Annotated in this window: 25 protein-coding genes; 20 read left to right on the top strand and 5 right to left on the bottom strand. The window is 37.1% G+C overall.

Annotated elements, in window-relative coordinates; genetic code table 11:
- Nucleotides 1-1,617 precede the first annotated feature (1,617 nt).
- From H0266_RS18475 to H0266_RS18485, 3 genes are all read right to left on the bottom strand, one after another.
- Entirely contained in the window at nt 1,618-1,758 is a 141-nt protein-coding gene (locus tag H0266_RS18475) for a hypothetical protein (protein WP_181473930.1), read from the bottom strand.
- A gap of 80 nt (nt 1,759-1,838) precedes the next feature.
- On the bottom strand, nt 1,839-2,183 hold the full coding sequence (locus H0266_RS18480) for a hypothetical protein (RefSeq protein WP_181473931.1): 345 nt from the start codon (nt 2,181-2,183) through the stop codon (nt 1,839-1,841).
- 18 nt (nt 2,184-2,201) lie between these two features.
- Nucleotides 2,202-2,984, bottom strand: a complete 783-nt coding sequence (locus H0266_RS18485) for an AAA family ATPase (protein WP_181473932.1) — start codon at nt 2,982-2,984, stop codon at nt 2,202-2,204.
- Nucleotides 2,985-3,452: 468 nt separating this feature from the next.
- Between H0266_RS18485 and H0266_RS18490 the strand changes: the two genes are divergently transcribed.
- The 9 genes from H0266_RS18490 to H0266_RS18530 all read left to right on the top strand — a co-directional run bounded on the left by H0266_RS18490 (nt 3,453) and on the right by H0266_RS18530 (nt 13,250).
- Nucleotides 3,453-3,668 carry a hypothetical protein gene (locus H0266_RS18490; RefSeq protein ID WP_181473933.1) on the top strand — a complete coding sequence of 72 codons (216 nt, stop codon included), beginning with the start codon at nt 3,453-3,455 and terminating at the stop codon, nt 3,666-3,668.
- A 55-nt stretch (nt 3,669-3,723) separates the two neighbouring features.
- Nucleotides 3,724-4,644: a DUF6744 family protein gene (locus H0266_RS18495; RefSeq protein WP_181473934.1), complete on the top strand. Its 921-nt coding sequence runs from the start codon at nt 3,724-3,726 to the stop codon at nt 4,642-4,644.
- Between the two features lie 92 nt (nt 4,645-4,736).
- Nucleotides 4,737-4,916, top strand: coding sequence for a hypothetical protein (locus tag H0266_RS18500; RefSeq protein WP_181473935.1), 180 nt, complete (start codon nt 4,737-4,739; stop codon nt 4,914-4,916).
- Complete coding sequence (locus tag H0266_RS18505) at nt 4,888-5,244, top strand: hypothetical protein (RefSeq protein WP_181473936.1); 357 nt, start codon at nt 4,888-4,890, stop codon at nt 5,242-5,244. Before H0266_RS18500 ends, H0266_RS18505 begins: the two co-directional genes overlap by 29 nt.
- 42 nt (nt 5,245-5,286) lie before the next feature.
- Nucleotides 5,287-6,387, top strand: coding sequence for an AAA family ATPase (locus H0266_RS18510; protein ID WP_181473937.1), 1,101 nt, complete (start codon nt 5,287-5,289; stop codon nt 6,385-6,387).
- A 74-nt stretch (nt 6,388-6,461) separates the two neighbouring features.
- Entirely contained in the window at nt 6,462-7,895 is a 1,434-nt protein-coding gene (locus tag H0266_RS18515; protein ID WP_181473938.1) for a vWA domain-containing protein, read from the top strand.
- A 72-nt stretch (nt 7,896-7,967) separates the two neighbouring features.
- Nucleotides 7,968-8,714 (top strand): metallophosphoesterase family protein, encoded by a 747-nt coding sequence (locus H0266_RS18520; RefSeq protein ID WP_181473939.1) that lies wholly within the window; start codon nt 7,968-7,970, stop codon nt 8,712-8,714.
- 223 nt (nt 8,715-8,937) lie between these two features.
- Nucleotides 8,938-11,151 (top strand): SF1B family DNA helicase RecD2, encoded by a 2,214-nt coding sequence (gene recD2 / locus H0266_RS18525; protein WP_181473940.1) that lies wholly within the window; start codon nt 8,938-8,940, stop codon nt 11,149-11,151.
- A 470-nt stretch (nt 11,152-11,621) separates the two neighbouring features.
- Entirely contained in the window at nt 11,622-13,250 is a 1,629-nt protein-coding gene (locus H0266_RS18530; RefSeq protein ID WP_181473941.1) for a hypothetical protein, read from the top strand.
- Nucleotides 13,251-13,400: 150 nt separating this feature from the next.
- Here H0266_RS18530 and H0266_RS18535 read toward each other — a convergent pair whose 3' ends face one another.
- Both H0266_RS18535 and H0266_RS18540 read right to left on the bottom strand, forming a co-directional pair.
- A complete protein-coding gene (locus H0266_RS18535) occupies nt 13,401-14,258 on the bottom strand; it encodes an Ig-like domain-containing domain (protein ID WP_181473942.1) in 858 nt (285 codons plus the stop codon).
- Between the two features lie 68 nt (nt 14,259-14,326).
- The gene (locus H0266_RS18540) at nt 14,327-14,827 is read right to left on the bottom strand and encodes a hypothetical protein (RefSeq protein ID WP_181473943.1); all 501 of its coding nucleotides are present in this window, start codon (nt 14,825-14,827) and stop codon (nt 14,327-14,329) included.
- 471 nt (nt 14,828-15,298) lie between these two features.
- On the opposite strand from H0266_RS18540, the gene H0266_RS18545 reads away from it, so the two are divergent.
- The 11 genes from H0266_RS18545 to H0266_RS18595 all read left to right on the top strand — a co-directional run.
- A complete protein-coding gene (locus tag H0266_RS18545; RefSeq protein WP_181473944.1) occupies nt 15,299-15,757 on the top strand; it encodes a metal-dependent hydrolase in 459 nt (152 codons plus the stop codon).
- 23 nt (nt 15,758-15,780) lie between these two features.
- Nucleotides 15,781-16,872 carry a ParM/StbA family protein gene (locus tag H0266_RS18550; protein WP_181473945.1) on the top strand — a complete coding sequence of 364 codons (1,092 nt, stop codon included), beginning with the start codon at nt 15,781-15,783 and terminating at the stop codon, nt 16,870-16,872.
- 12 nt (nt 16,873-16,884) lie between these two features.
- On the top strand, nt 16,885-17,244 hold the full coding sequence (locus H0266_RS18555) for a hypothetical protein (protein WP_181473946.1): 360 nt from the start codon (nt 16,885-16,887) through the stop codon (nt 17,242-17,244).
- A gap of 16 nt (nt 17,245-17,260) precedes the next feature.
- Nucleotides 17,261-17,860 carry a thermonuclease family protein gene (locus H0266_RS19720; protein ID WP_181473947.1) on the top strand — a complete coding sequence of 200 codons (600 nt, stop codon included), beginning with the start codon at nt 17,261-17,263 and terminating at the stop codon, nt 17,858-17,860.
- Between the two features lie 17 nt (nt 17,861-17,877).
- The gene (locus H0266_RS18565; protein ID WP_181473948.1) at nt 17,878-18,186 is read left to right on the top strand and encodes a hypothetical protein; all 309 of its coding nucleotides are present in this window, start codon (nt 17,878-17,880) and stop codon (nt 18,184-18,186) included.
- Between the two features lie 15 nt (nt 18,187-18,201).
- On the top strand, nt 18,202-18,423 hold the full coding sequence (locus H0266_RS18570) for a hypothetical protein (RefSeq protein WP_181473949.1): 222 nt from the start codon (nt 18,202-18,204) through the stop codon (nt 18,421-18,423).
- 28 nt (nt 18,424-18,451) lie between these two features.
- The gene (locus H0266_RS18575) at nt 18,452-19,615 is read left to right on the top strand and encodes a conjugal transfer protein (RefSeq protein ID WP_181473950.1); all 1,164 of its coding nucleotides are present in this window, start codon (nt 18,452-18,454) and stop codon (nt 19,613-19,615) included.
- A gap of 16 nt (nt 19,616-19,631) precedes the next feature.
- Nucleotides 19,632-19,850, top strand: a complete 219-nt coding sequence (locus H0266_RS18580) for a hypothetical protein (RefSeq protein WP_181473951.1) — start codon at nt 19,632-19,634, stop codon at nt 19,848-19,850.
- A 22-nt stretch (nt 19,851-19,872) separates the two neighbouring features.
- Entirely contained in the window at nt 19,873-20,376 is a 504-nt protein-coding gene (locus H0266_RS18585) for a TcpE family conjugal transfer membrane protein (protein ID WP_181473952.1), read from the top strand.
- A gap of 103 nt (nt 20,377-20,479) precedes the next feature.
- Nucleotides 20,480-23,143: an ATP-binding protein gene (locus tag H0266_RS18590; RefSeq protein ID WP_181473953.1), complete on the top strand. Its 2,664-nt coding sequence runs from the start codon at nt 20,480-20,482 to the stop codon at nt 23,141-23,143.
- 55 nt (nt 23,144-23,198) lie between these two features.
- Nucleotides 23,199-25,573, top strand: a 2,375-nt coding sequence (locus tag H0266_RS18595) for a CD3337/EF1877 family mobilome membrane protein (RefSeq protein ID WP_425484327.1), incomplete at its 3' end; no start/stop codon positions are given.

Raw genomic sequence — 25,573 nt, forward strand, 5'->3', positions numbered from 1 at the left:
TCAGTACTCAGTTATTTCAGGTAGATATGTGAATTAGATATGGCATATAAAATGAATATTTCAGTTTCAGTACACTGTTGTTTTGGGTAGGTATGTGACTTAGAGAGATTAAGAAAGTCATAATGGTTGGTTTCAGTACTCTGTAGTTTGAGGTAGATATGTGACGAAATCGGCCCGATAAGTGCGGAACAGTTTGTTTCAGTACACTGTTGCTTCAGGTGGATAAGCGACAGGACAACGAAAATGGAAAAGTCGGATTCTGTTTCAGTACTCTGCTGTTTCAGGTAGATACAGGACTAACAAATATAAAGAAGGATATCAATATGCGTTTCAGTACTCCGTTGCTTCAGGTAGATATGTAACTACTTTGACAAGTCTTAAATTCCCTTCGGTGTTTCGGTACACTGTTGTTTCAGGTAGATAGGTGACATGATACAAAAAAGATTATAGCCCCTATGTTTCAGTACACTGTTGTTTCAGGTAGATAGGTGACACCTCTTTTAATCCATAACGTAAATTCATTGTTCCCGTAATCTGTTGCTTGAGGTGGATATGTGACTAAGCCATCTTTTTGGGAATAATCTATGTGTTTCAGTACTCCGATGTTTCAGGAAGGTATATGTGCACAAGTTTCCGTTCCTTCCCGTTCTCTTGTTTCAGTACTCTGTTGTTTCGGGTAGGTATGTGACGCATGGAATGGCGAGGAACTAGAGTGAAGGGTTTCAGTACTCTGCTGTTTCAGGTAGACGTGTGACCTCCTATAGTCCCGAGCGTGATAATCAGGTGTTTCAGTACTCCGTTGCTTCAGGTAGCTATGTGACATTACTCAGCTGAACGTCAACAAGTGCGTATTTTCAGGTAGATTCGTGACTTGTCATGACGATTCCTTCTTAGTTGGTATGTTTCAGTACTCCGTTGTTTGAGGTAGCTATGTGACTAAAACTATAGCCAGAAGGAGAAATGACCGTTTCAGTACTCCGCTGTTTCAGGTATATATATGACTTTACCATTGTAGGTAAAGGCGGTGATCTTGTTTCAGTACTCCGTTGTTTCAGATAGATATGCGACCTGTTGACTTTGTTCAAATAGACCAATATAGTTTCAGTACCCTGTTGTTTCAGGTAGATCTGTGACGCATCGCAATGACAAACAAACAGACGGTCAGTTTCAGTACCCTGCTGTTTCAGGTGGATATGTGACTTTCTTGTCCTGGAGTGAAGAAGTACATATGTTTCAGTACTCTGTAGTTTCAGGTGGATGTGTGACTGGAAATGTATGCCTTTTATGATCCGATTGATTTCAGCTGGTCATTAATAATTTATCAAGGTTAATGTAACCTACCTAAATGTAATGGTTTGATTTTATAATTCGGAGTAAATACTTAGTAGTAACTCCGAATTATAGTGCAAAATAAAAGCCACTCCTAACCAAAAGGAATGGCTTTATTTATTCTTGGTAAGAACAAAAGTATAGATAGATATAGCAAGCGCGATCAATGATGTGATTAGTGCTAAAGTAAGCATCAAATCGCCTCATTTCTTGTCATTTTTGAATAATCAGGATATAATAAGAGTAGAATATGGTTGGGAAAGGGATCACTCCCTCTCCCGTTGTGAGTTATTTCTTAGACCTTTTCGCTTTCCCAGAGCGAGGGTCTATTTTCTTTTCACGACTCTTATTTCTCCAAGCAATACTGAGATTAATCGCAGCACTACTTAGGTTCACAACAGACGTGATCAGAACAATCAACTCATCCATATCTACACACCCCCTTTCTTTAAGGGGATACCTCCATTATATCATATTTCACCTCTAAAAACGTTGATTCTATGCGGTTTTTAGAGCAATCCTTCATTCTCGAAAACAGCTTTAAGTAGGTCATTTACATACTTGGATTTGAAGCCTTTTTTCTGTTTTCTTTGCTTGCTTAGCTTATCAAGAGTTTGAGCAACCTCTTTTTCTAAATGAAAACCACAAAAGATTTTCTCGTTCTTCTTTTCGTCCTTTACAATGCTTTTATGAATATCAGCAACGTTAACATTATGAGTTAGTTCCTCATTTACTTCTTCCTGCTGAACAGAACTTTCTTCTTGTTCTTGTTTAGGTACAACCACTTCTTCTTCACTTCTTTTATTCATGCTTGCTACGTCTGCAAAGCTACTAGGTCTTTTCTTTCTTGCCATTTGTCATCTTCCTCTCGGTTAGTAGTTTAGTTCCTCAATCAATTTGAAATACGAATTGACGGTCTTATTAAGTTTTTCTTTTAAAGTGGCTGGGCCATCCCCATATGCGACAGAGTTAGAAAACCGAATGGATCTAGGTATAACGTTATCTGTGACATAAAGGTCATTCTGAGCTGCATACTTACGGCAGTCTTGGAGAAGTTGCGAGTGTAATGTAGTCCTCGCATCCACTAATGTAGGAACAATCGCCTCTACCTCTAAGCTAGGATTGTGCCTCTCTTTAAAGTCATTGTAGAAATTCAATGTTTTCACTAATGACCGCAGGCTATACGTTTCAGGTTGAAAAGGTATCAGTAACGAATCAGCGATCCTTAATGCGTTACTTGTAGCTAGACCTAAGTTTGGTGGTGTATCAATAAATATGTAATCGTAGTTGTTTTTCACCTTTTTAGTCAGCTTATCTTGGAGAAAATCGAAGATATTGGTGTATAAATTACTGTTCGTGAATACTTCGTACTCCAGGAAAGTCATATCATCATTACTTATAGCAATATCAATATTGTCCGATGCAGTAACAATAGCTTCCTCAAATGAAACGTCTTTATCTACAAATACATCATAGATGCTTGTATCATAGGTGTCTGGGTTAATGCCAAAAGCAATACTTGAGTTACCTTGGTTATCAACGTCGATGATGAGCACCTTTTTGTCTTGTCTTGCTAAGACGCCTGCTAAATTAGTGGTCAAAGAGGTTTTTAAAACACCACCTTTGTTTGTTGATACAGCAATTGTTTTAGTCACCTTACATCACCCTTTCATCTTGGTATTGAGCGGTACACCGTTTAGAAAAAGTCTATCACACTACCATTAAGATGAAAATAATATTTTAGATATAGATATATTTTACAACAAAGATAACAATATTGATATTAATATTGTTTTTAAAAATGAATTCTATTTTGAACAATTAACTGTTGCAAGAATCCTTTGTCTTTGGGTATAATGAAGCTATATTTACCAGTTATTAAGCTCTTTTTCACAGAGCAGTCGTTCCTATCCTGATTACAAGGATACATAAATCGACACAGTTATTTTTGGCTATTCACTTAGCTCAGTCATGTCTTAATGACAAAAACAAGTCTTTTTCACATTAAAAAAATTAGATAGTTAGATATTAAAACCAATTCACAAGTTCTATGCCTAAGTAGGTGTAGTCCGTGGATTGGTTTTTTTATATATAAAATTCCATTAAGAAAGGGAGTAGTTAAAATGAACAGAGATTTAGAACATCCCGATATCTCAAAGGTTGGATACGAGAGGGAGGATCTTCCTCAAGTATTCACTAAGTGTGAGGGCTGTGAAGAAGATATTTTGTCTGGTCGTGAGTATGTGTTAATTCACGATGAAGTCTTTTGCTCTAAAGAATGCTTGTTAGGTTTCATCTCTGACAACATCGAGTTTATAGGGGCAAGATATCGTAATTAGATTTCAAACAAGAGTGATTTCAAATTCAAATTAATTCAAAAAGGGGTGGATTCTCGTGAATATTAACGAGCAAATCCAAAGTGGAAACATCGTAGCAACACAAAATCAAGAGGGAGCGCTAGGTTTTATCTTCTGGTACTCGGTATCTTCTAATATTGAGGTGACCAGAGAAGATCTAGGCGATTTATTCAAGAACATTGGAATTGATGAGAACTGGCTACCTAATGAAATACGTCCTAGTGACGCTTTTCGGAGAGCAACCAGTGAGATTCAGCGTAAACGAGTTCCAACGTCTGATCCGAACATTAACCGAAACTATTTATCTCGGGAAGTGTACTCAGACACTCAAATGGTACAGCGAAATATCGTAATCGAAAACGTGGATAAGCAAGGGAAACGGTTAGATTACGAATCAAATGCTACTGTTATTGAGTTGGATAAAGAAAACGTTGAATTTAAAGTGATTTCAAAGCCAGGAGAGGATGCAGCTAGAGAGCTTGCCTACGAGGCCAAACACAAGTTTGATAAGTACATTACTTATTACTCTTCCCAGCAACTTAGGGTTATGGTCAGTAAGTTCCTTAGCAGTTTAGCACCTACACAGGTTCGTCCAAATGGAGGGGTATATTTTATACCGATTAACTTTGCTGACGACCTCAGTAAATTACAAACCCTTTGTGAAGAACTTGATTCCGAAGGGGTTTCTATACCGCTTTATGACTCTAGCGACAATAGAAACATGGTGCTTCGAAAATTAAAAGATGACCTTCATACAGCCATTCAACGCTTAGAGACATTAAAGCAGTCAAATGCTAGTCGAGCACAGTTACAAGAGGCTTTGAAGGAAGCGAAGCGTGTCGGTGATACTTACACTGACTACCGTAAAAATCTGAAGATAGATGTTAGTGAGCTAGAAGACTATCGTGATGACTTGAGAAGTCAGTACATCGAAGTCTTGGATCGTATCACTAAATAAGAAGACAAGAAAGAAATCACTTTTGTATAACTCGAGTTTCTGAGTTTTATAAGAGGCGGTTTCTTTTTTGTTGTTTAAAAGGAGAATTTAGGATGGGTGATTTTTTTCAAACCCGTAGAGGGGTTACGTTCTATGAATACCATGTACCTGAAATGATGAAGTCATTACAGAAAATAGGTAGTGAATTAGAGCGTCAAAACAATTTAAAAGAAGAAGAACTGAAGATGAAACGAGGCGAATCCAATGAGTATTTTACTTCACCAAAGGTCTGAGGAATACCTGAAAGATGTTTTTTCAGCTTATAGTGACGGTGGTGAACTACCACTGTTTCATACTCTTTCGGGTCGCACCATTATACATCTTTACCCTGTGGCTGACACAGTTGATGAGCATGGTGAACTCATAGGATTAGTGGATGCGCTATTTTTTGAAGTGAATATCTACAATGTCGAAACCATGACGTTCTGGAGTACAACTTCAAAGGATGAAATAGATTTAGGCATCCCCTGTAAAGCACGTATATTCAAAGATGGTAGCACGGTTCTGATCATTAACCGCGACATAAAGATTATGGATACTCAATCTTTAACGGTTAAATAAACCGGGCAAATAATATTTAAAATTCTAAGGAGAGAAAATAATATGACTAATAAAATTAAAGATATCAAGAGTGCACTTAATCAAAAATACTTCGAGCGTGAAGAAGAAATTGAAGCGTTGCTCACTGCTATGTTGGCAAAACAACACGTTTTGTTTATTGGAGTAGCTGGTACAGGTAAATCCATGTTGTCTGCTGAGTTGAATAACATTGTTGAAGGGTCAGATTACTTCCAATGGCTATTGAACCAATTCAGTACACCTGAAGAATTATTCGGCGTACTATCTCTTAAAGAGCTCGAGCAAGGAGTGTACAAGCGTAATACATCGAATAAATTACCTGAAAGTCATTTCGCTTTCTTAGATGAAATCTTTAAAGCGAATTCGGCTATTCTTAACAGCTTGCTTACGATCATTAACGAACGTTTGTTTTACAACAATGGTCACCCTGTTCAAACTCCTCTTATGTCTATTGTTGGTTCATCTAATGAGTACCCAGAGGAAGGCGAAGGTCTAGAAGCATTATTTGACCGTTTCTTGCTGCGATACGAAGTAGACTATATCCAGGAGGACAAGTCATTCGTTCAAATGCTTTCAGGTACTAACGATAATGTTGAGGTACCTTCCATTACTTTAGAGGAACTTCACATTTACCAACAGGAAGCTGAACAAGTGAATATCCCAGGATCAGTCATTGATACTCTCCTCGATATTCGTAATGAGCTAAAAGATGAAGGGGTCAGACCTAGTGATCGTCGCTTCAAGCAATCTCTATCTTTACTTAAAGCACAGGCCTACATGAATGGTCGTAATGATGTGGCATTAGGTGATGTGGAATTGCTTAAGAATACTTTGTGGGAAAAGCCTGAGCAAAAGGAAATAACAGCCACGATTGTTAAGGACTACGCTCAGGACGTAAACCAACAAAGGTTCGAATCAGCTGAGAATGATTTTGAAGAAATCAAGGATGCCCTAAAAGAAGAAGGACTATCACTTGAGGAATCTAATGAGAAGATAAGAAAGCTAAAAGTGATCATGGATGAAGTTCAGGGGCTGACTTATGACGAAACGGAGAAGAATCGTCTAACCAAGTCTGTTGAAGCTTACAGAAATGATTATCTAGAAAACACATTAAAATTATTCTAAGAATGAGAGATACAGGTGAAGACTTTAGTCTTTACCTGATCTCTTTTTTATTTTAAAAAAAGGGGTTTTATTACATGCCAGTAACTAAACGTGTGAAACGAAAAGATAGGATATATAAAAAGCCGAGTATTAATTCTGATTCATTTGATGTGAGAAGATTCCACCAGTTATATACTGCATCCCAAGGAATGAAAGATGTACGTGAGAAGGGAAAAGACCTTCCTATGTTCGATAACTTAATTGGGGATGTGTGGAGCAGCTTTTATAAGAGCTCACCTGAATTACTTCCCGATGATAAACAATCGCCTGACGTGCAATCCAATGCAGAAATGGTTGGCAACATGTTAAATGATGATTCCTTTCAGTCTGTTCATGAGAATACCCAATTTGATGATCTGATGTCTGGGTTATCTACAATAAACTACAGTGGTAAGATTTTCGAATGGATAGATGAGCGAAGGAAAGAAAATGAAGAAATGGACGATGCAATGAATCAAGCTCAAGATAAGAAAGAAGAACATGGTGAAGATTCTGACGAGTTCCAACAAGCTATGGAGGGTGTTAGTTCAGCCATTCAGCAAGAAGTTGATCATACTGGTGGAGAGCTATCAAAAATGCTCCAACAAGCACAAGAGGAAGCTAAGAAACAAAAGAAAGATGTCGAGGAGCTTCTTGGTGGTATTCAAAGTGGTACTGCTGATAGTGCACTGAAGGAAGTTCCATTAAGAGAGCAATTTAATCTTGCTGAACAATTAAAAAGCAATAAACAGATGAAAGAAGTTGCTAAGTGGGCTGGTCGGTTCAAACGAATTGCTAAGAGTAAGCAGAAATCTATCTCGAAGCAGTCTATTTCTAAATCAGGAATCACGACAGGCAACGAGATTGATCGCCTACTTCCTAGTGAGCTGTTGAATTACGCAATCCCAGAAGCAAAGGCTGACTTTCTAAGACGATTCACTGAAGGACAGACATTGCAGCACGACAGTAAAGGTAAAGAATCCTTAGGTAGAGGGCCAATCATCCTATGCTTGGATCAATCAGGCTCAATGGATTATCTGGATCAACAATCCAAAGGATTTCTACTTGCTTTAATGTCCATTGCAAAGTTTCAGAAGCGTGATTTCGCATACATTCCTTTTTCTATTAAGGCACGTCCTTATAAGGAATATCCAAAAGGAAAAATCACTCCTTCAGAAATGACTAGAATAGCAACAGAATTCATGGGTGGTGGAACAAACTTTGTCTATCCACTCAGAGAAAGTCTGAAAGCTATTCAGAAAAATCGTTTTAAAAATGCAGACATCATCTTTGTTACAGATGGAAACGACAATATGAAAAACTCATTCTTACAAGAATTTCAAGATAGGAAGAAAAAAGATGGATTCTCGGTGATTTCGTTGCTAATCGGTCCTCACGCAAGTCGTCAGACCGTTTCTCAATTCTCCGATCGTGTACATCATGCGAAGAATTTCGCTGAGAATGATGCACATGAAGTTTTCGATTTCTAATTTTTTGAAGCAGACCTTACATACGTGTAGGCGTCTGTCACTTTAAAAATATCAGGAGAGGATGGACTGAAAATGTATTTTGTATTCTCAGATGTTCACGGTTGCTATGGAGAAATGAAAGAGGTTTTAAAGCAGTGGGATAGAAAAAAGGAAACCTTAATTTTTCTCGGCGACATGATTGACCGAGGAGAAGAATCTTATCAAGTAATTCGCGAGCTAATGAACTTGAAGAATAAATATGGAAGTAAAGTAGTTGTATTGAAAGGTAACCACGAAGATATGTTTATGAACTGGCTTTACTCGCCATCATGTGAACGAGCGCTTAATTATTATAATGGGTTGCATGAAACGTTAAAATCCTTTTACTTAATCAATCCACAAAAGTTCAAAAAAGACACCAGGCGTCAACGTGGGGACTATGTAAAGAAACACCACTCAGATATGGTTAGTTTCATTAATAGTCTACCTACCTATTATGAATCAGAGCATTGCGTCTTTGTTCATGCAGGATTTAACTTAGAAGATCCTGACTGGCGTATGAACACAGAAGCACATTTATGGATTAGAGAAGGATTTTACTTTTCAGAAACCATTCATGATAAACGTGTGTTCTTCGGGCACACTCCTACTAGCTATCTTCATCATAGTGAGAATGAGCATAGTTCTTGGCAGTCATATCATGGTGACAAAATTGGAATTGACGGTGGCTGCGTATCTGGAGGTCAGCTAAATGCGTTGAGATTAAACGAATTTGGAGAAATTACAGAAGAAATATTTATTGAAAAAAGCAATATCAAAAGGGAGAAAATTGTTCAATAGCGATTAACGAAAAGGCTCTGTTTCCGTTCTGGATTCAGTGCCTTTTTAATTTCCTGAAATATTGTATTGCCTTAAAACAACTGATATAATAACATTAAGTGAACAGAATAACGTTCAAAGAGATTCTTATAATGATATCTATAACAATATTAATGTTAATATCTTTAGTAATATATTTAATAAAATTAATATCAATATAAGTGATGATTGGGAGATGAATGTGATGGACGTGGCAATCAAAGAAATTTGCGAATTACAGGGGAAGATTGAAAAAGTAATCTTCCAAAAAGATAACTTTATGATAGGTGTGCTTATGCAAGAAACAGGTGAAAGTATGACATTTAAGGGAACGCTGATAGGGATTGAAAAGGGGGATGAAATCATCCTACAAGGCAAAACCATACAACACCCAAAATTCGGTCAGCAGTTAGAGGTTCTTAAATGGGAAAGACCTATACCTAAGACTAGGGATAAAATCATTGATTACCTCTCTTCGTCTTTTATAAAAGGATGTGGCGAAAAACAGGCGAAAAAAATAGTAGATAAGCTAGGGGAGAACGCAATACAACTGATCATGGAACAAGGAGAAAGTTCTCTAAAGTATGTTAATGGTATAGGGGATAAGAAAGCCCTGACAATCGCAAATAGCGTCAAATCAACATATGAATTACAAGAAATAGTCGCGGATCTATCCAATTATGGAATGGAACCCTTATCTATAATTAAATACTATGAGAAGTATGGAAGTGATTCTGCTGACCGGTTAAAGCGAAACCCATACGAACTCTCTAGGGAACAATTAGTTACCTTTCCAGAAGCTGATAATATCGCCGAGCGAATGGGGATACCTAAGACTTCATTCTTCAGAATAGAAAGCTGTGTTGAATTTACGTTGAGTCAGCTTTGCTTCAAGCACGGCCATTGCTTTGTGTATGAAGGTGAATTGATGGACTACACGTTAAAGGTTCTAAATCAAAACACTAATGAAAAAGTTGAGCTCGTCGACATACAGAATGCGGTCTTTAACCTAGAAGAACATTCGATAATAGTAGAAAATCAGCGAGTCTATCCAAAAGAATTTTTTACTTATGAATACTATTTATCGGAAAAAGTGAAGCAAATTCTCAATACGAAAAAAAAGACTGTGAAGGAGAAGAAGGTTGATACTTACATTAAGGAATTTCAGTTAAAAAGAGGTATTACATTAGCGGAAGAACAAAAGAAAGCTATTAAAATGGCACTAAATGAAAACATTTCTGTACTGACAGGGAGTGCAGGTACAGGTAAAACAACTGTAGTAGAAGCAATATTAGAGATTTACCAACGGTTTCATCCCAAACATGAAATCTCTTTATCAGCTCCTACGGGCAGGGCTAGTAGAAAGTTAGAGGAATCTACTGGTCATACAGCAAAGACAAACCATCGTCTGCTCGGTTACAAACAAGGCGGGGGCTTCGACCATGATCACAACAATAAGCTAGACCATCACTTTTATATCATTGATGAGATGAGTATGGTCGATTTACAAATGAGCTATTCATTACTGAGGGCTATGCCGCGACAGTCAAAAGTTCTTTTGATTGGCGATATTCATCAATTACCAAGTGTAAATGCGGGTAACGTTTTAAAGGATATAATAGAAGCCAATGCCGTACCTCGAATTCAGTTAGAAGAAATATTCCGACAAGCACAAGGAAGTCAGATCATCACAAATGCCAACAAAGTCAATAAGGGGCAGTCTATTGAGTTAGACGCAGCTAAAAACGATATGTATTTCATAAATAAATCTGAGGAATCAGGAATACAGGATGCCATTATAAAGAGCACACAGCGTTTTAGAGAGCTCGGACATGATCTATCAGATATATTGGTCTTAACACCTATGAAAAAAGGCAGAATAGGGACTTATGAGCTAAATGAGAGGTTGCAAGAAGTGTTAAACCCACCTACTCCTGCTAAAACAGAAGCTCTTCACGGAAAAAGGGTATTTCGATTAGGGGATAAGGTTATGCAGACAGTAAATGATCCAGATAAAGGTATATATAATGGAGACATAGGCATTATCACTAAAATAGGCAAAGAAAATAGTGAAGACAGCACCCGACCAAAGGACGTCATCACTATTAATTTTCAAGGTAAGGTCACATCCCATGAGAAAAGCGAATGGAAACAGCTAGATTTAGCGTATGCCATTACTATTCATAAAAGTCAGGGAGGACAGTCACCTATCGTTATAACGCCTGTCTCCAAAAGCCATTATACCATGCTAAAAAGAAACTTAATATATACTGGAATGACAAGGGCTGAATCAAAACTTATTATGATCGGACAGATATCTGCCTTAAATTATGCCATTGGAAACAACGACATCATGTTCAGACAAACAACCTTAACAGAGCGTATAGAAGGCGATACCGATATGGTTAATTTCAGGTAGGAATAAAAAAACAGCAGGGGGTCTCAAATTAAGAGAATCCCTGCTGTTTCAGCATTCACGGACTTTTGCAAACAGTTTACTGTATATTTTTTTGATAATGCCCCTTAAAATCTAGTAAATTTGTGATATAATTCTCTTAACAAAAAGAAAGAAACCTACTAACGGTCAATTAGCAGGTTTCAGAGCTTCTTAATCTTTGTTCTAAGTTTGGCGACTGTGCACAAAGAGTTAAGAAAGGACTTAATTAAATTATCGTTATTAGTATCTTACCACATTTGGTCGGAAAGTAAAACATTTCGCGGGATTTTTTTGCGTTCATATTGTTTGTGATATTTTTTCTGATATTGTTGTTAATATCGTGAGAAATATTGAACTTTCTATGATTATCTAAACTAATAACCTCCTGTCCTTTTTTGATTCTTTCATGCGGAACATTGCATTTAAGAAGCCAGGACAGGAGGTTTATTATTGTGCTGACATCTACACTAATACATAACCAAAATGAAACTCATATAGAAAATTTCGCCTTCGCAGTAACGCCTATCAATTGGGAACAGTTCGTCGACGTAGTCTATTCGCCCGACTCTCACAAAGGATACATCAACCTCTTTTTACAAAATGATGATTTTCAGGTGAATCGCTTCTACTCCATTACCGATAAAGACAGCATGAAGAAAGAAATTGCCCATGCAAAGGAAAACTACAATATCTATACGAGCTACTCTACATATTACTTACCTTATAAAAGTCCAGATGGAAGTGGTGGCCGTACTCAAGAAAACATTAAAGAAACAACTAGCTTAGTGATGGATTTGGACTATTACAAGCTAGGTATTTCTCATGAAGAATTTTTCAGTAGAATAAACCATCTTATCAAAACGAATCAATTATTGAAGCCATCTCTCGTCATGTTCACTGGTACTGGGTATCACTTGATGTGGCTTTTGGATCCGTTCACTAATATTAAAGGCTACACGAACGACTTGAATTGGAGATCAGTTCAGAATCATGTGATGGACCTTCTAAAAGACTTAAATAGCGATGATGTCGTGAAAGCTCCTAACGCAGTTACACGTATGCCAGACACAATAAATCATAAGAACAAAAACGAGGTCAAAGCATATCTAGTAGACTCACAAAGGTACCAATTAAAAGAAGTCTTAGAATTTTATAAGTTAGCAGCTACAGATCGTAAAAGAAAAACAGCGAAAAAAGCAAAAACGAAACCAAAAAGAACTCTCACATATTTTCATAATGAATACACTCTTAACATGCGTAGACAAGAAGATATCTTTACCTATGTACAAATAAAAAACCAACGTCAGGAATCTTATGTAGGAATCCGAAATTGGTTATGTCTTGTACTTCGTTTTCATGCCCTTGTAGCGTCCAAAGGGGATTTTGACTATGCCTTAAATCAAACTCAAAAATTAATAGATACCATGGACCTTAAAGGTAGCAATTCCAGCGAAAAAACGACATATAAAGAGCTCATGAAGCGTTCTAAATACGCAGATAAGTATTATCAAGAATGGGTCAACAATGATTGGAATAGGGCTCAATATGTAAGGGGGGGACTATTCTATTCTAATGAACGATTAGTCAAAATTATGAACATAGAAAATGATTTTGAAATGCAATTCCAAATGAAGACTATCAAGCTGATTACTAAAGAATATACTCGTCTCCGAAAAGAAAAAGAACGTAGAAATAAAGGAATGCTTTCTCAGCAAGAGTACACTACAAAGAAGAGATCAGAAGGAGCATTTAACAAGGTCAAAAAACTCTTTATAAAAGGAACTAAGCAAACCCAAATCGCAAAAATTGTAGGAGTAAGCAGACAAAGGGTTTCACAACTAATTAAAGAGATTAAAACAATGGAACATACAGAATCAAAAGACCAGCATATACAAACAGTCAAAGCACAATCAAAAAAGAAAAAGACGTCCTTTGTAAGAGGTCTTCTAATTCATGTAAAGAGATCTGTCCTATTAAAAGAACTTAATATAGGCGGTCTTTCTTTTAGTAGACTCTTAAGTATTCCTGGTTCACTTTATTTAAGTGGATTTTCACCTCCTTTTAGTTTTGTTGGAGATTAGTTTCTTACTTAGGTTCTTGCGCTTTCTTTGCTATCTCCCTGCTCATTGTTATGGATAGCAATATATATATCTATATTAATATCAATAATGATATTAATTAAAAAACTACCCTTATAGAACGAAAAGGGTAGTTTTGGATATTATTATGTTTTAGTTGATATCGAAATCGCCTTTTTTCCATTTAGTAAGAGTAATTGTATGAACGAGCATATCATCTTCAACATATATTGAGTTGTAATTTTCTAACAGGAGTTTATAATTACCAATTTTAAACCAATTGGGGTCTGGGTTAACAGCATCTTCTATCTGATCTAAATAGTCCCGTGGGCCAAATAGTTTCAAGAAGTCTTTTTTATAATATTCACCGCCATATAACCTAACGCTTACTGTATTTATTTTACTAGGATCAGCATCAGCGTATCCATAAATATAAAAATCATCGTTTTCATAATAAAGATAAGTAGTGCCTGCAGAATAGACTTCCTGATAATCATTTCCTTTTTGAGCTATTACATCTGAAATAGAATCACCAACTTTTAATGGGACGTCTTTTAGTATGCCTTTATGAGCTAATTCTTTAAATTCTTCATCTAGGTAAGACTGACGAACGGTGTTAAATGGCATTGTTAGATTATCTTTATATGTCTGACCACTTTCAAATGTTAGACCCTCATTTATATGTAATGTATAGCTTTTGTTGTCGTCATAAGTCAGGGATGTTTTTTCATGAAATTCGTTTAGTGGTGGAGTGATGATCACTTTGTTTGCTTGGATTTCTACGGTTACATCTAATTTCTTTACTTCAGTCTTATCATACACGGTGATCAATGATTTGTTGGCAGGCGAGTCGATTAACTCTTGGTTAAAGGTAACAGTCCATTTCTTATCGATCTTTACCTTGTCTTTTGTTTCCCATTGAAGAGATTCAGCACCTACTAAATTACTTGATAGAAGTATGAGTAACAGAGTAAAGCAACTGGTAATCATCCACTTTTTAAAATTGAGCATTAAATATTCCTCCTTAAATAATATGTGTTTATATAAAAAAAAGAGGCTGGAAGAACCAGCCCCCTGAATTATTTGTATCTATTTTTAGTGAGCTCATCTATTGAGTGTTCTGTGTTACCTGATTCGAATTCTAAGACCCATTGGTTACGATCGTATTCATGTGCAACATCTTGCAAGTATTGTACTTCTCTTGTATTTGGTAATGTTATGTCTTCTTCAATATCTATTCCAGAATTCATAAGATCGATATATATATCCTCTGGCGCTTTATCCTTTGGCAATCCGATGTAGTGTTGCTCATTAATGATTCGAATGTAATATTCTTCGAATTTCACATGAAAGTTCTTGTTCTCGAATACACTTACAAACTCGATGATCGGGGGGGTTATATAGAGTGTGTTATGACAAAAAGGACAAGAATAATTTTCAAAAAACAAGGCATTTATATCTTCTTGATGAAAAGAAGTAGTTAGATTTAAGTGTTGGGGAATATCCGCAAAATAATTAGCTACTTCATATCCTTCTTTACAACGACGACATCCTATTACAAGTCTAGATTTATTGGACACGTAATCACCTGCATTCTTTTTATATGTTAACGGTTGTAGTTCATTTTATTTAAAAAAAACAAATTAATCAAACCTCATTTTTTCAAATACTTATTTATTATCGGTGTTGCAATTCGTTTTTTGAATGGGTATAATGAATCTAACGGAATGAACAGTAAACAGTTTATTCTCGAAACATTATTAGAACGCTTCACACACGTTGTAATGATGTTTACACTTCTGTAACTGGTTTGATTTGAGAAAAAATGTTACACACAGCATTTTTCTTAAATTTTTTTACAGAGTTTTGGTTTTGTTATTTGATACCTCTCTTTGGAGAGGAAGTTAATGATCGTTTCCTCATCCAGGAAATATAAAATTAAATGCGTTTCATTGAGTCATTATAGGTCTGTTCCTTATTTAAACGATAAGGGCAGATTTATAATGACTTTTTTTATTGCTTAATTCTTGATGAAAGGATGGTGTATTGGAATGGAATGGACTACACACGGGTTATCAGGTATAGCATTAGGTTTTTTGATGACGGGAGATTGGAAAGGCGCAGTTGTAGGAGGAGTCTCCAGTCTAATTCCGGACATAGACGAACCGAAATCGAAGCTCGGCCGACCATTACTATTTATCTCGTATCCTCTTAAAAGCCTTGTAGGTCATAGAACATTAACTCACTCTTTGCCTTTTGCTTTAATAATGTCTTTGTTGGTGATGTTGTTTACTAACCTTACGTTTGGATTAGCTGTTTTTTCAGGGATTGTAGCACACATTCTAGGAGACATGATTACTGGACGTGTTCAATTGTTATACCCGCATCATTCCTTTATAGGAATCCCGACTTCAAGGCTTAATTACCTTCTCATCGACCGTATCGTGAGAGTTGCCTTAACAGGTTGGTTGTTACTCGTCGGGTATCAAGAAATCCAAGCTTATATGTAGTGAAAATGAAAGGGGAAAAGAAGATGACAAAAAGAGAAATGGTAGCAGTAGATGTAGGTTATGGCTATGTGAAAGCAATAGCAAGTAATGGGAATAGAGTTCTTTTTCCTGCAGTAGTTGGTTCAGGTCGTGATCGTGCATTAGCGAACTTTATGAATCAGGACGCTACAAGTAATGAAGTAACAATGGATTTAGATGAACTGCACGTCAAGATTGCTGAGAAGCATTATTACATCGGTGAAATGGCGATTAAAAACTCAAGTGATGCTTCAAGAGTTTTTGAGAAGGAGCGTTATAAGCATGAGTACACAAACATCCTTATGAACGTGGCAATTCATTTAGTGGCAGACGCTGATACGGAAGAAGTTATCCTCTTTACAGGCTTACCACTAAATTACTATAAGGATCAAAAAGAAGCATTTCAGAACAAGTTGGAGGAACCAAAGCCAGCTATTGAATGGATGAACGGAAACACTTTTGAAGGTAATCGTCATATAAACATTCATCAAGCTAAGGTCTTTCCGCAAGGCATGTCAGCTATTTGGGCAGCGCTAATGAACCATGATGGAAAGTCATTCAATGCTGAGCTCATGCAAGAAGGCAATCAAATTGCAGTGATTGATATTGGTTTCAGAACTACTGATGTATGCGTCATCGAGATGAAGGCAGGCGGAGCATTCAGCACGCTGTTTCCACTGTCAGACACAATTGACCAAGGCGTTGTGAATCTTTACAGCAATATAAGGTTAGCTTATCAAAATAAAACAGGTGGTTCGACCATATCTGATGCAAAAATAAACAGGATTCTAAAGCAAAAAAACATTAATTACAAAGGAAAGCGATTTGATATGGCTAATGAAGTGGAAGCCTCGTTTGAATCGGTTAACAACAGTATTGTTGATGAGATTAAAAAGCTTTGGAAAGAAGAATCAGATACATTCGACCAAATCTTCGTAGTAGGTGGCGGTGGATCTTTATTCTTTGAGCACCTTCAAAAGAGCTTTGACGACAGACTCAAACAAATCGTCGATAGCCAGTATGCAAATCCAATTGGTTATTATCGCATTGGAAAGCTATTGATGGGCGAACTAACCAGTAGACGAATTGCTCAATAATAGGTGATGACAATGAGAAGTGTATATTCTGTAAGGGTTAATAAGGGTGATGCAGCCCTGAAGAAATATCTAGAACAATTTAATGAGTCGGAGCAAAATCAAGCTTTGAAGAACTTGTGTATTTATGGGGCAGAACGATTGGAAAAGAATTTTGAACAGGATTCGATACTCAAGAGGATTGAAGATAGCCTTTTGAGTATCGAACAACAACAATCAGATAAATTCGATACAATCATCGAGCTCATGGAGACTGCTGACCCTATAAACACAAGTCGTAAACCCTCTCCTTCTGATGATAGTGAATCAGATGTAGATGTCGGTAATATGAAGGAATCTCTGGTTGAATCGTTCAGTCAATTCGATGGGTTTTAGAAATTGAGGTGGAGCAGTGAGAGGCATAGCAGTATTGCTCTTCGTTCTATTTTTTTCAGCGGTATTCGTCCACTTTTCGGAGTTAGGAAAGTCAGAAAGTGAATCCGATCCAGAGGATAATAAAGAAACCACTTTAGAAGAAGAGCAGGATGATAAGGAACAGATTCCTGGGGATAGAGCAGTAATTAAAGAAATATATGACGGTGACACAATCTTGGTTGAATTTGAAGAAACAAAAGAAACCGAGGTTGTCAGAATGTTATTAATCGATACGCCTGAAACAGCAGGGAAGTACAAAGGCCAGAACCAGTCATTCGGTATTGAGGCTAAAGAATACTTGCGAAGGTTGCTGCTCAAGGATTATGTCGTCGTTGTAGAAAGAGGTGAAAAGGAGAGGGATAAATACGATCGTCTCCTCGCTCACGTCTGGTTTCAGGAAGAAAACATAAACAAGCACATGGTATCGCAAGGCTTTGCAAGAGTTGCTTATGTAGAGGAACCAAATACAAAGTATGCGGACAGCTTCATAAAAGCCGAAAAGAAAGCCAAAAAAGAAGAGCTTCGAATATGGTCAGATGATGATTTAGTAAAGCAATGGGGAGGTGATGCCCCATAACTGAAGGAGTGAAGGATATGTTAATCAAAGGAACAATGAAAATGCCAGCTAATGTTGATGTTGGTACTCCAACATTGAATGAAATCTACAATGTTAAAGATCCGGATAACGATGTACATGTAAGTGCGATTCTTAAAGAAATCAATAAAGCCTATTGGCTTAATAATGACTGGCAAGAAAAAAAGCAATTCCCAGTCATGGTATTGGAAGTTACCTTCGAGATTGATGACAAAGAACGCGAAAGAAAAATTAAGCTAAAGAATCGAAAAGAAGAAGGAAACATTACTGTCATTGATGGGTTTAAGAAGATGAAAGAAAACGACTAGAAAGGAGGGGACATAATGGGTTTTTTCAAAACCTTAATTGGGGTTATCGTACTCCTGGCCTTCGTTTTAATATTCGGGAGAGTTTTAATGGATCAATTCCCTCAATTAAGACCAGTTTGGGATGAAGTAGCTTTGAACCTAGAAAATGCGTACAACTGGATATCTTTGGAGTATGGAGCAATGATGTCGTTTGCGATTGTGGGAGGAATTGTATTTTTAGTTTTTGCTAAGAGGTAAAAAGCATATTTGAAAGGTGGTGAATTGTATGTCAAATAAAGAAAAAAAACAAAGCCAATTCAAAAAAATCTTGGTAGGAATAAAGCGTATGTCCGATCAATCTAAAGAAGAAAAAGACCGTAAGAAGAAAGAAAAGTTGGTATCAGGCAAGCCAAAGGGGTACGCTGCTCGAAAAATTGGCGTCCTATCGTTCTGGACTCTCTTTGCATTCATGTTTTTGGTGGTGTTTGCCACGATGTTCTCTAATTCAAGTAAAGGGAGTGTCGATATCGAAAAGCTGATTGAAGATCAAGAAAGCATTGTGACTTCACAAGAAGCTGTTAGTTTCGGTAAAAGCTTCAGCAGAGACTACTTCACATGGACAGCTGATAGAGAAGGCATAGTAGATAGGCGTGAAAGGCTAAAACCTTATCTTGCAGGGCACATCGTAGCAGATGCTGGACTGTCTACGGGTTCACTTGAGCAAGACTCGATAGTGAGAGATATCAGTCTAAGAAAGATTGATGAAGTAAATGACGATATAGCTATGATTACTTACTTAGTTAAATACGAGTTGCAACAGAAAGAATTGAGTGAAAAGAAGGTGTTGGAGTCTAAGCAAGCAGAACATTTCTTTGTTGTTCCTGTCGCATTTGATGGACAGACATTCGGTGTTTATGAGTTGCCTAAATTCACCTATGTAGAGGAAGAAACGACAGTAGGAGATGTATCGTTAGCAGGACTAGATAGGGTGGAAAATGCGGTAGCAAGCCGTGTAGATGACTTTCTATACACATTCTTTCCTTCCTTTGCGTCAGATCCACAAGAGAATTTAAATTACCTTTTAAAAAGTGATGATGTAACTAATGGTCTGAAAGGTGACTTAGCCTTTGTAGATGTGAAGTCATCAGATGTACGGCAAAAAGGTGAAAATGGGGATCTGTTTGTATTTGCAGAAGTTGCTTTTGAAGATGAGGAAACAGGACTTTCTTACACAACTGACTATGAATTATCAATTGCAGAGAATGATGGACGTTTCGTCGTATCTGGCATTGATAGTCTAGACAGTAAAAAAGTTAGATCCAAAGAAGAAGTATCAGAAGCTTCTAAAACTAATAATGAAACAGAGAACACAGGTGATGCCAGCGAATCAGAAAGCAACACTGATAACGATTCAAATGAAACAGAAGAAACAAAAGACGATGAACAATAATTAGGAGGTTTTTATAATGGGATTTTCAGGAGTAGTAGATTTTATTCAAGAACAGGCGGGTTACTTGTTAACGATAGCATTAATCGTGATTTTGTTGGTAACTGGTTTCAAAAGACAGTGGATCGTCATGGCAGGTTCCGTTTTTGGCTTAGCAATCATTGCAATTTTCATCACTACACCAACAATCTTAGGTGATATTGGTGAGAAAATAGCAGAACTAATGAACTTAGGTTAATTCTCATAAGGAGAGCTTTGTTATGGAAAATGAACGAAATCAAAGAGTCAAGTTATTGGTACTTAATGATTATCTGAAGTTTGATAGAAAATTGTATCAATTTATGGGTTTGCCTTTGGGCAGGCCCATAGCCTTCAGAGCTTTACTTTATTTTTTAGGAATGGCTATTTTTTCTTGCCTGTTCTATTTCATGCCTATTGTAGGGAATCTTATTAACTGGATACCCTTCATATACATGATCGTGTTCCCTGCTATGACTGCCTACATTCTAACGGACACGAGGACAGAGGGACGTTTGCCTTTGGCATTTTTCCGTTCAGTACTCAAATATTACTGGCGTAAATCTAAAAGAGTTACTTATGTGCGGGACAAAGAGATTCCGAAACCTCGTTCTTACTCTATGAGAGGATACGGAACTGTAACGTATGCAGAAACCCGTTCTCTAGATCATTTCACTGAACAAACATACCACTTCAAAGCGAAGAAAAAAGAAAGAACAAAGGTAACGAATGTCATCAATAAATAAGCAGCACCGTTTTATTTTTTTGTTAGATAATTAATATTGTAAACAATATCGAAAACAATATTAATATTAATTTTTAGAAGAAATAGAGAGGAGAGGTTTGCTCATGGGTAAGAAAACACTCGAGTTTCCCATTAAGCATGTAGATGGGAACTTAGTATTTGGTAAGGATGGTACAGTCACAGCCTACTTTCACGTTTCTGGATTCAATTATGACTTTTTAGATCACTTTGATAAGTTCATTCCTTTTAACCAACAGACAGCATTTCTGTTTAACAATATCAGCGATCTTCATTTCATCTCAGAACCTTTTCCAACAAATGTAGAAGAAATAATCGATTCTACATTAGAGGATATGGAACATCGTAAATACGTTCTTAAGGGTAACGGTAAATCCTACATGGAAATGGTTAGAAAGAGCCTATTAGAACGTAAGAAGATGAGTGAATCAACAGAGTCTAATGATTTCATAGGAGTTCAATTGGATCATGATAAAAGAAAGATCAAGGACTCGAATGTAGGTAAGAACTTAATTTCAAATGCTAAGGAATTTATTAAAGGTTTGAACAGCCAAATAAATAGAGCAGCAGGATTACACGCTAATGACATCCTAGAAAGTGAAATCGTTATGTGGCACGAACAGGCTGAAACAATGAGGAACAACCTTCAAACGGCTTTCAGTTGCCCTGTGAGACCCATTACTACAGCAGAAACTGTTTACTTAGTAGAAAAGGAGTTTTCCGTTATACCTTCTAATGCTGACGTGTTTATGCGTCGTGACTTCCAATCTGGCAAACAAGTAGAAGGAATGGATGAAGAAGGAAGGTCAGAAAGAGCGATCCGACCGAAGGAGAAAGCCTTTCTAGACCTGCAAATGACTAATATCGAAGAAGTTTCTCCTACTACATTGAAATTCAGTAAATTGGTTGATGATGATATTGAAGAGATATATACGAAGTATTTGGTTGTCTCAAACATGAATAGTGAAAACTATTTTCCGAGTTTTGAATGGCTCTACAATATGAAGTCAACCTTGTCGTTTCCTGTTTCTGCATCAGTCAGAGCTTATCATCAAGATAATGCTCATATTACAAAACGACTTTCAAACAAGCGCCTGGAATACCAAGACCAAAGGGATGAGCTTAGAAAAGGCGGTGGTGGTCAGGATTTAAACCTAGATATGTCTGAGGCAGGGACCATTCAAGCTGAAAGTTATTTTGCTAAGACCGGTCAGCCAGCCTATTCTTTGTCAATCGTCTTCAAAATTACTGCGAAGGAAAAAAAAGAGTTGAATAAGCGTGCAGAGAAGCTCCGAAATGAATTGACTAAGTATGGAGTGAAGGTAGAGAACCCATTCGGTGAACAGCTTTCTTTGATGCAAGAACGAATTTTAGGTGGTCATCAGGTCAATAACGATTACAAAATTGACTCAGATATTGGGATTATTGCAGGCATGATGTTTGGTGCTACTACGAACATTGGAGATAACCGAGGGTTTTATATTGGTTCGACCGATAAAAACAGAAAACCTGTATTTATCCAACCAGACTTAGCAGCAAAAGCTTTTGATGGTTTAGGAAACATTGAGGATTCTATTTCTCAGTTGTTTGCAGGAAAGACAGGTAAAGGGAAGTCATTTGCAATGAACCTTATTACTTATCTATCGGTACTATCAGGTTCCCAGGCACTTATTATCGACCCTAAAGGGGACAGGAAGGGGTGGAGCCAGTTACCCCAGATTCCTTCAAAATTCATCTCTAAATGGACATTAGGAGAAAGTGATATGGATGCTGGTTGTTTGGATCCATTTAGGACAACAACTGACGCTGAAGAAGGAAAGACCATTGCTTTGGATATCTGCTCATATTTAGCGGGTGTCGGAATCCAAGATACCGAGTATGCCGTGTTAGGAGAAATGATTCAACAAGTAGGAAATACAGCTGACCCTTGTATAGGACAAGTAATCGAGAAACTAAATGTAAAGTTTAATAATCGTCCAGAGGATATGACTAATCGTCGATATGAAGCTATTGAGAAGCTACACAACACGTTCTCAACCTTAAAGAACAACAATCTGTCTAACCTATTATTCGGAGAAGTTGGTCAAGACTATCGTTCGTTGAACGTTGAAGTACCTTTGCAAATTCTTATGGTTCAAAACCTTGATTTACCTAATCAATCTACAAAAGTTATCAGACCTTCTCATCAGATTTCAGAAGCAATTTTGATTTCAATTACATCTTTTACGAAGCAGTACATGCTTAATAGTGACCGTTCTATTCACAAAGTGATTCTTCAAGATGAGGCTAGTTCGATTGATAACTCACCAATTGGTAGAGAGTTAATGGATTTCATCGTTCGTAAAGGACGTTACTACAACACTACCTTGATTAAAGGATCGCAAAATGCAACAGACCATGGAAATGATGTAGCCAATATGGGAATGAAGTTTTCATTTGGTCTATCTACGAATGAAGAAGCCACTCGGATGCTTGAGTACTTGAATTTACCTACTACACAAGGAAATGTACAGAAATTAAAAGAGCTTCCAAGAGGTAAATGTTTGTTCCAAGATATTTACGGTAGAACAGCCATAATTACCATCGATCCAGTCTTTAAAGAGCTATTTGATGCGTTCGATTCATCAACCTCATCAGAAGAAGAGAAAGAACGTGAAAGAAGCAGACAGGTCATTTCTAGAGGTGAAACTGCTACTAATGAAAGTTCAGAGGATTTGAGCAATAAGGAAGAAGCGTTGCAGGGAGTTTGATTGTTGCAATGCTAGAATTTTCTGTTTTGGATAACCAGAAGAAAGGAGAGTGAAAATGGTTTCTTTATCTAAAATACGCAATTTGCTTATTCCAATCCAACTGTTGCTTATATGCGTAATGATGCTCTCAATCATGCAGACAAATACGGTACATGCTAAAGAAGAAGAAGAGAAGCAAATTGAGTTTACAACACCAGAGGATAGCGGATTCGGAGCATCTTATGGGAAGTTCAAGAATGAGGAAGTTGATTATCATATCGACTACTTAGATTCTACAGAGTTAGAAGAAAGAGGATTTATAGATAAGATGAAGTTTTGGAAAACCATACCTGACGATACGATAGGGACAGCCTATACATTATTGAACGATTTGTTAGTTAATTTTCCGTTTAAGATGATTATGCTGTTCACAAACATCATGATTTTCTTTTTGAATCTTGCTTACTCACTCAACATTATCAATGAGTTGATCTTCGAAGTTGAAGATGTAGTAGCCTCTATTTCAGGCATATCAGGTGGCCAATTTGGAAGTGGTGGAATCTTCGGTGGATTCCTCACACTAATATTATCCTGTGTTGCGATATACACTTTGTATCAATTTGCAGTTAAGAAAGCACATATTTCTTCGTTTTCAGGAATGCTTAAATCACTAGTAGCTTTAGTTTTAGCTTTAGTGATTCTGACGAATTATGGTTCTATCATGTCAGGATTAAACAACATTACTAATGAAATGTCATCTCTAATCGTAGGTGGAAATGCAGATATAGCTGTTAACGAATCAAGTGGAGAGATTTCTAATGAATCCGTTATGACAACAATGGAAGATAACGTATTTAATAATTTTGTTCATAAACCATATTTGTTTTTGCAATATGGGGTAATTGATGAATCTTCTATTGGAGAAGATCGAGTTCAAAATTTACTAAAGGCATCACAAGGGACCGAAGAACGGAATGAGTTAGTCGAAAAAGAGATTACTGAGAGCGGTAATGAAATGATGACCAGAGCGAAACTTTTCGATCGAATAGCTTTTGTAGCATTAGTTAGTGGTACTAACTTCATCAACTCAATCCCTATTGGTTTTCTAACGGTACTACTATTTGTATTTCAAATGTGGTTCTTAGTAATCGCAATGATTGCTCCATTTGCGTTAATCGTAGGGGCATTACCTAATCAATTTGGTGTTGTTACTAGATATCTTTTGGAATTAACCATCCCTTTGTTTTTGAAGCTAGGCGTATCATTGATGGCATTGTTCATCTTTGGACTGACAGACATTATGTTAGGAACAGCGTCTATAGTATCGAATGTTTCTGGTAGTGGGATCATGGGGTTTGTTGCTATGTCTCTATTCCAAAGTCTGTTCTTAGCAACAATGTTCATTCTTAGAAAAAGGATTGGACGCATATTCACATTAGGTTCAGAACAAATCGGAGCATTAAGAGAACAAGCTAATCAAGCTCTAGTAGAACCATTACAAAAAGGAGTACAAAACACCGCGACTGTTGCGGGGGCTACTGTTGGAGGAATCTCTGGAGGTGCTCAAGGAGCTATGGCAGGGGCTAATATAGGTAGTGCTATAGGTTCAGGTGTAACAGGTCAACAAGATGCCAAACAAGCTGGTCGCTCCGCATATATGAGTCATTTAATGTACGAAAGAAATCAAGATGCCAATGCAAAGAAAGAAGAGATTATGCAACAAGAACAAGATAGGGAAGCACAAGCTCAAGAGTATCAAAGCAATCTTGAGGTAATGGAAGATAACCTATCATCTGTAGGTCTATCGGAAGAAACAACAGGGCGAACAGTAGAAGCATTAGATGAGGCTGGTATTGATTCGATTTCCGAAGAAGAAGTCCAAGAAAACTATGACAGTATAGTTGAACAAGTTGGAGAAAAGGGCTTAAATGATGAATTCCCTGAGACATTTGCTAAACAGGTTTCTAGTAAGCGTAAAGCTGAACGAATTAGACAGGATGAAAATGAATTGAAGGAATCTTCAACTAGTAAACAGGGTTCTGATTCGACTACTAATAAAAGATCGAATGATTCAAAAAGCACTCCTAAGAGCGGAAGCACTTCTGAATCAACTACTAGTAACCCATTCGTTGAGAATGAACAAGGAAGTGTTGATGAAACGTTCAGGCAGCCTTTAGATAACTCACAACATGATAGTGGTAATACAGGTTCAGTAGATCCAAACTATTTCAATGATTCAAACCAAGCTTTTAATCAAGAAGAATGGGAAGTACCGCAAACAGAAGAAGCTCCGCATCCAGTTTATTCGGATGAACCTATTGATTCTTTCCCTGAACAACCAATGGAGCAACAACCAATGGAACAACAACCAATGGAACAACAACCAATGGAACAGCAACCAATGGAGAAATCAACAGCAGCACCAAACAAGTATAAATCGAAACCTAAGTC

This window comes from Halobacillus locisalis (assembly GCF_013694105.1).
In the GTDB taxonomy this organism is placed as follows: domain Bacteria; phylum Bacillota; class Bacilli; order Bacillales; family Halobacillaceae; genus Halobacillus; species Halobacillus locisalis.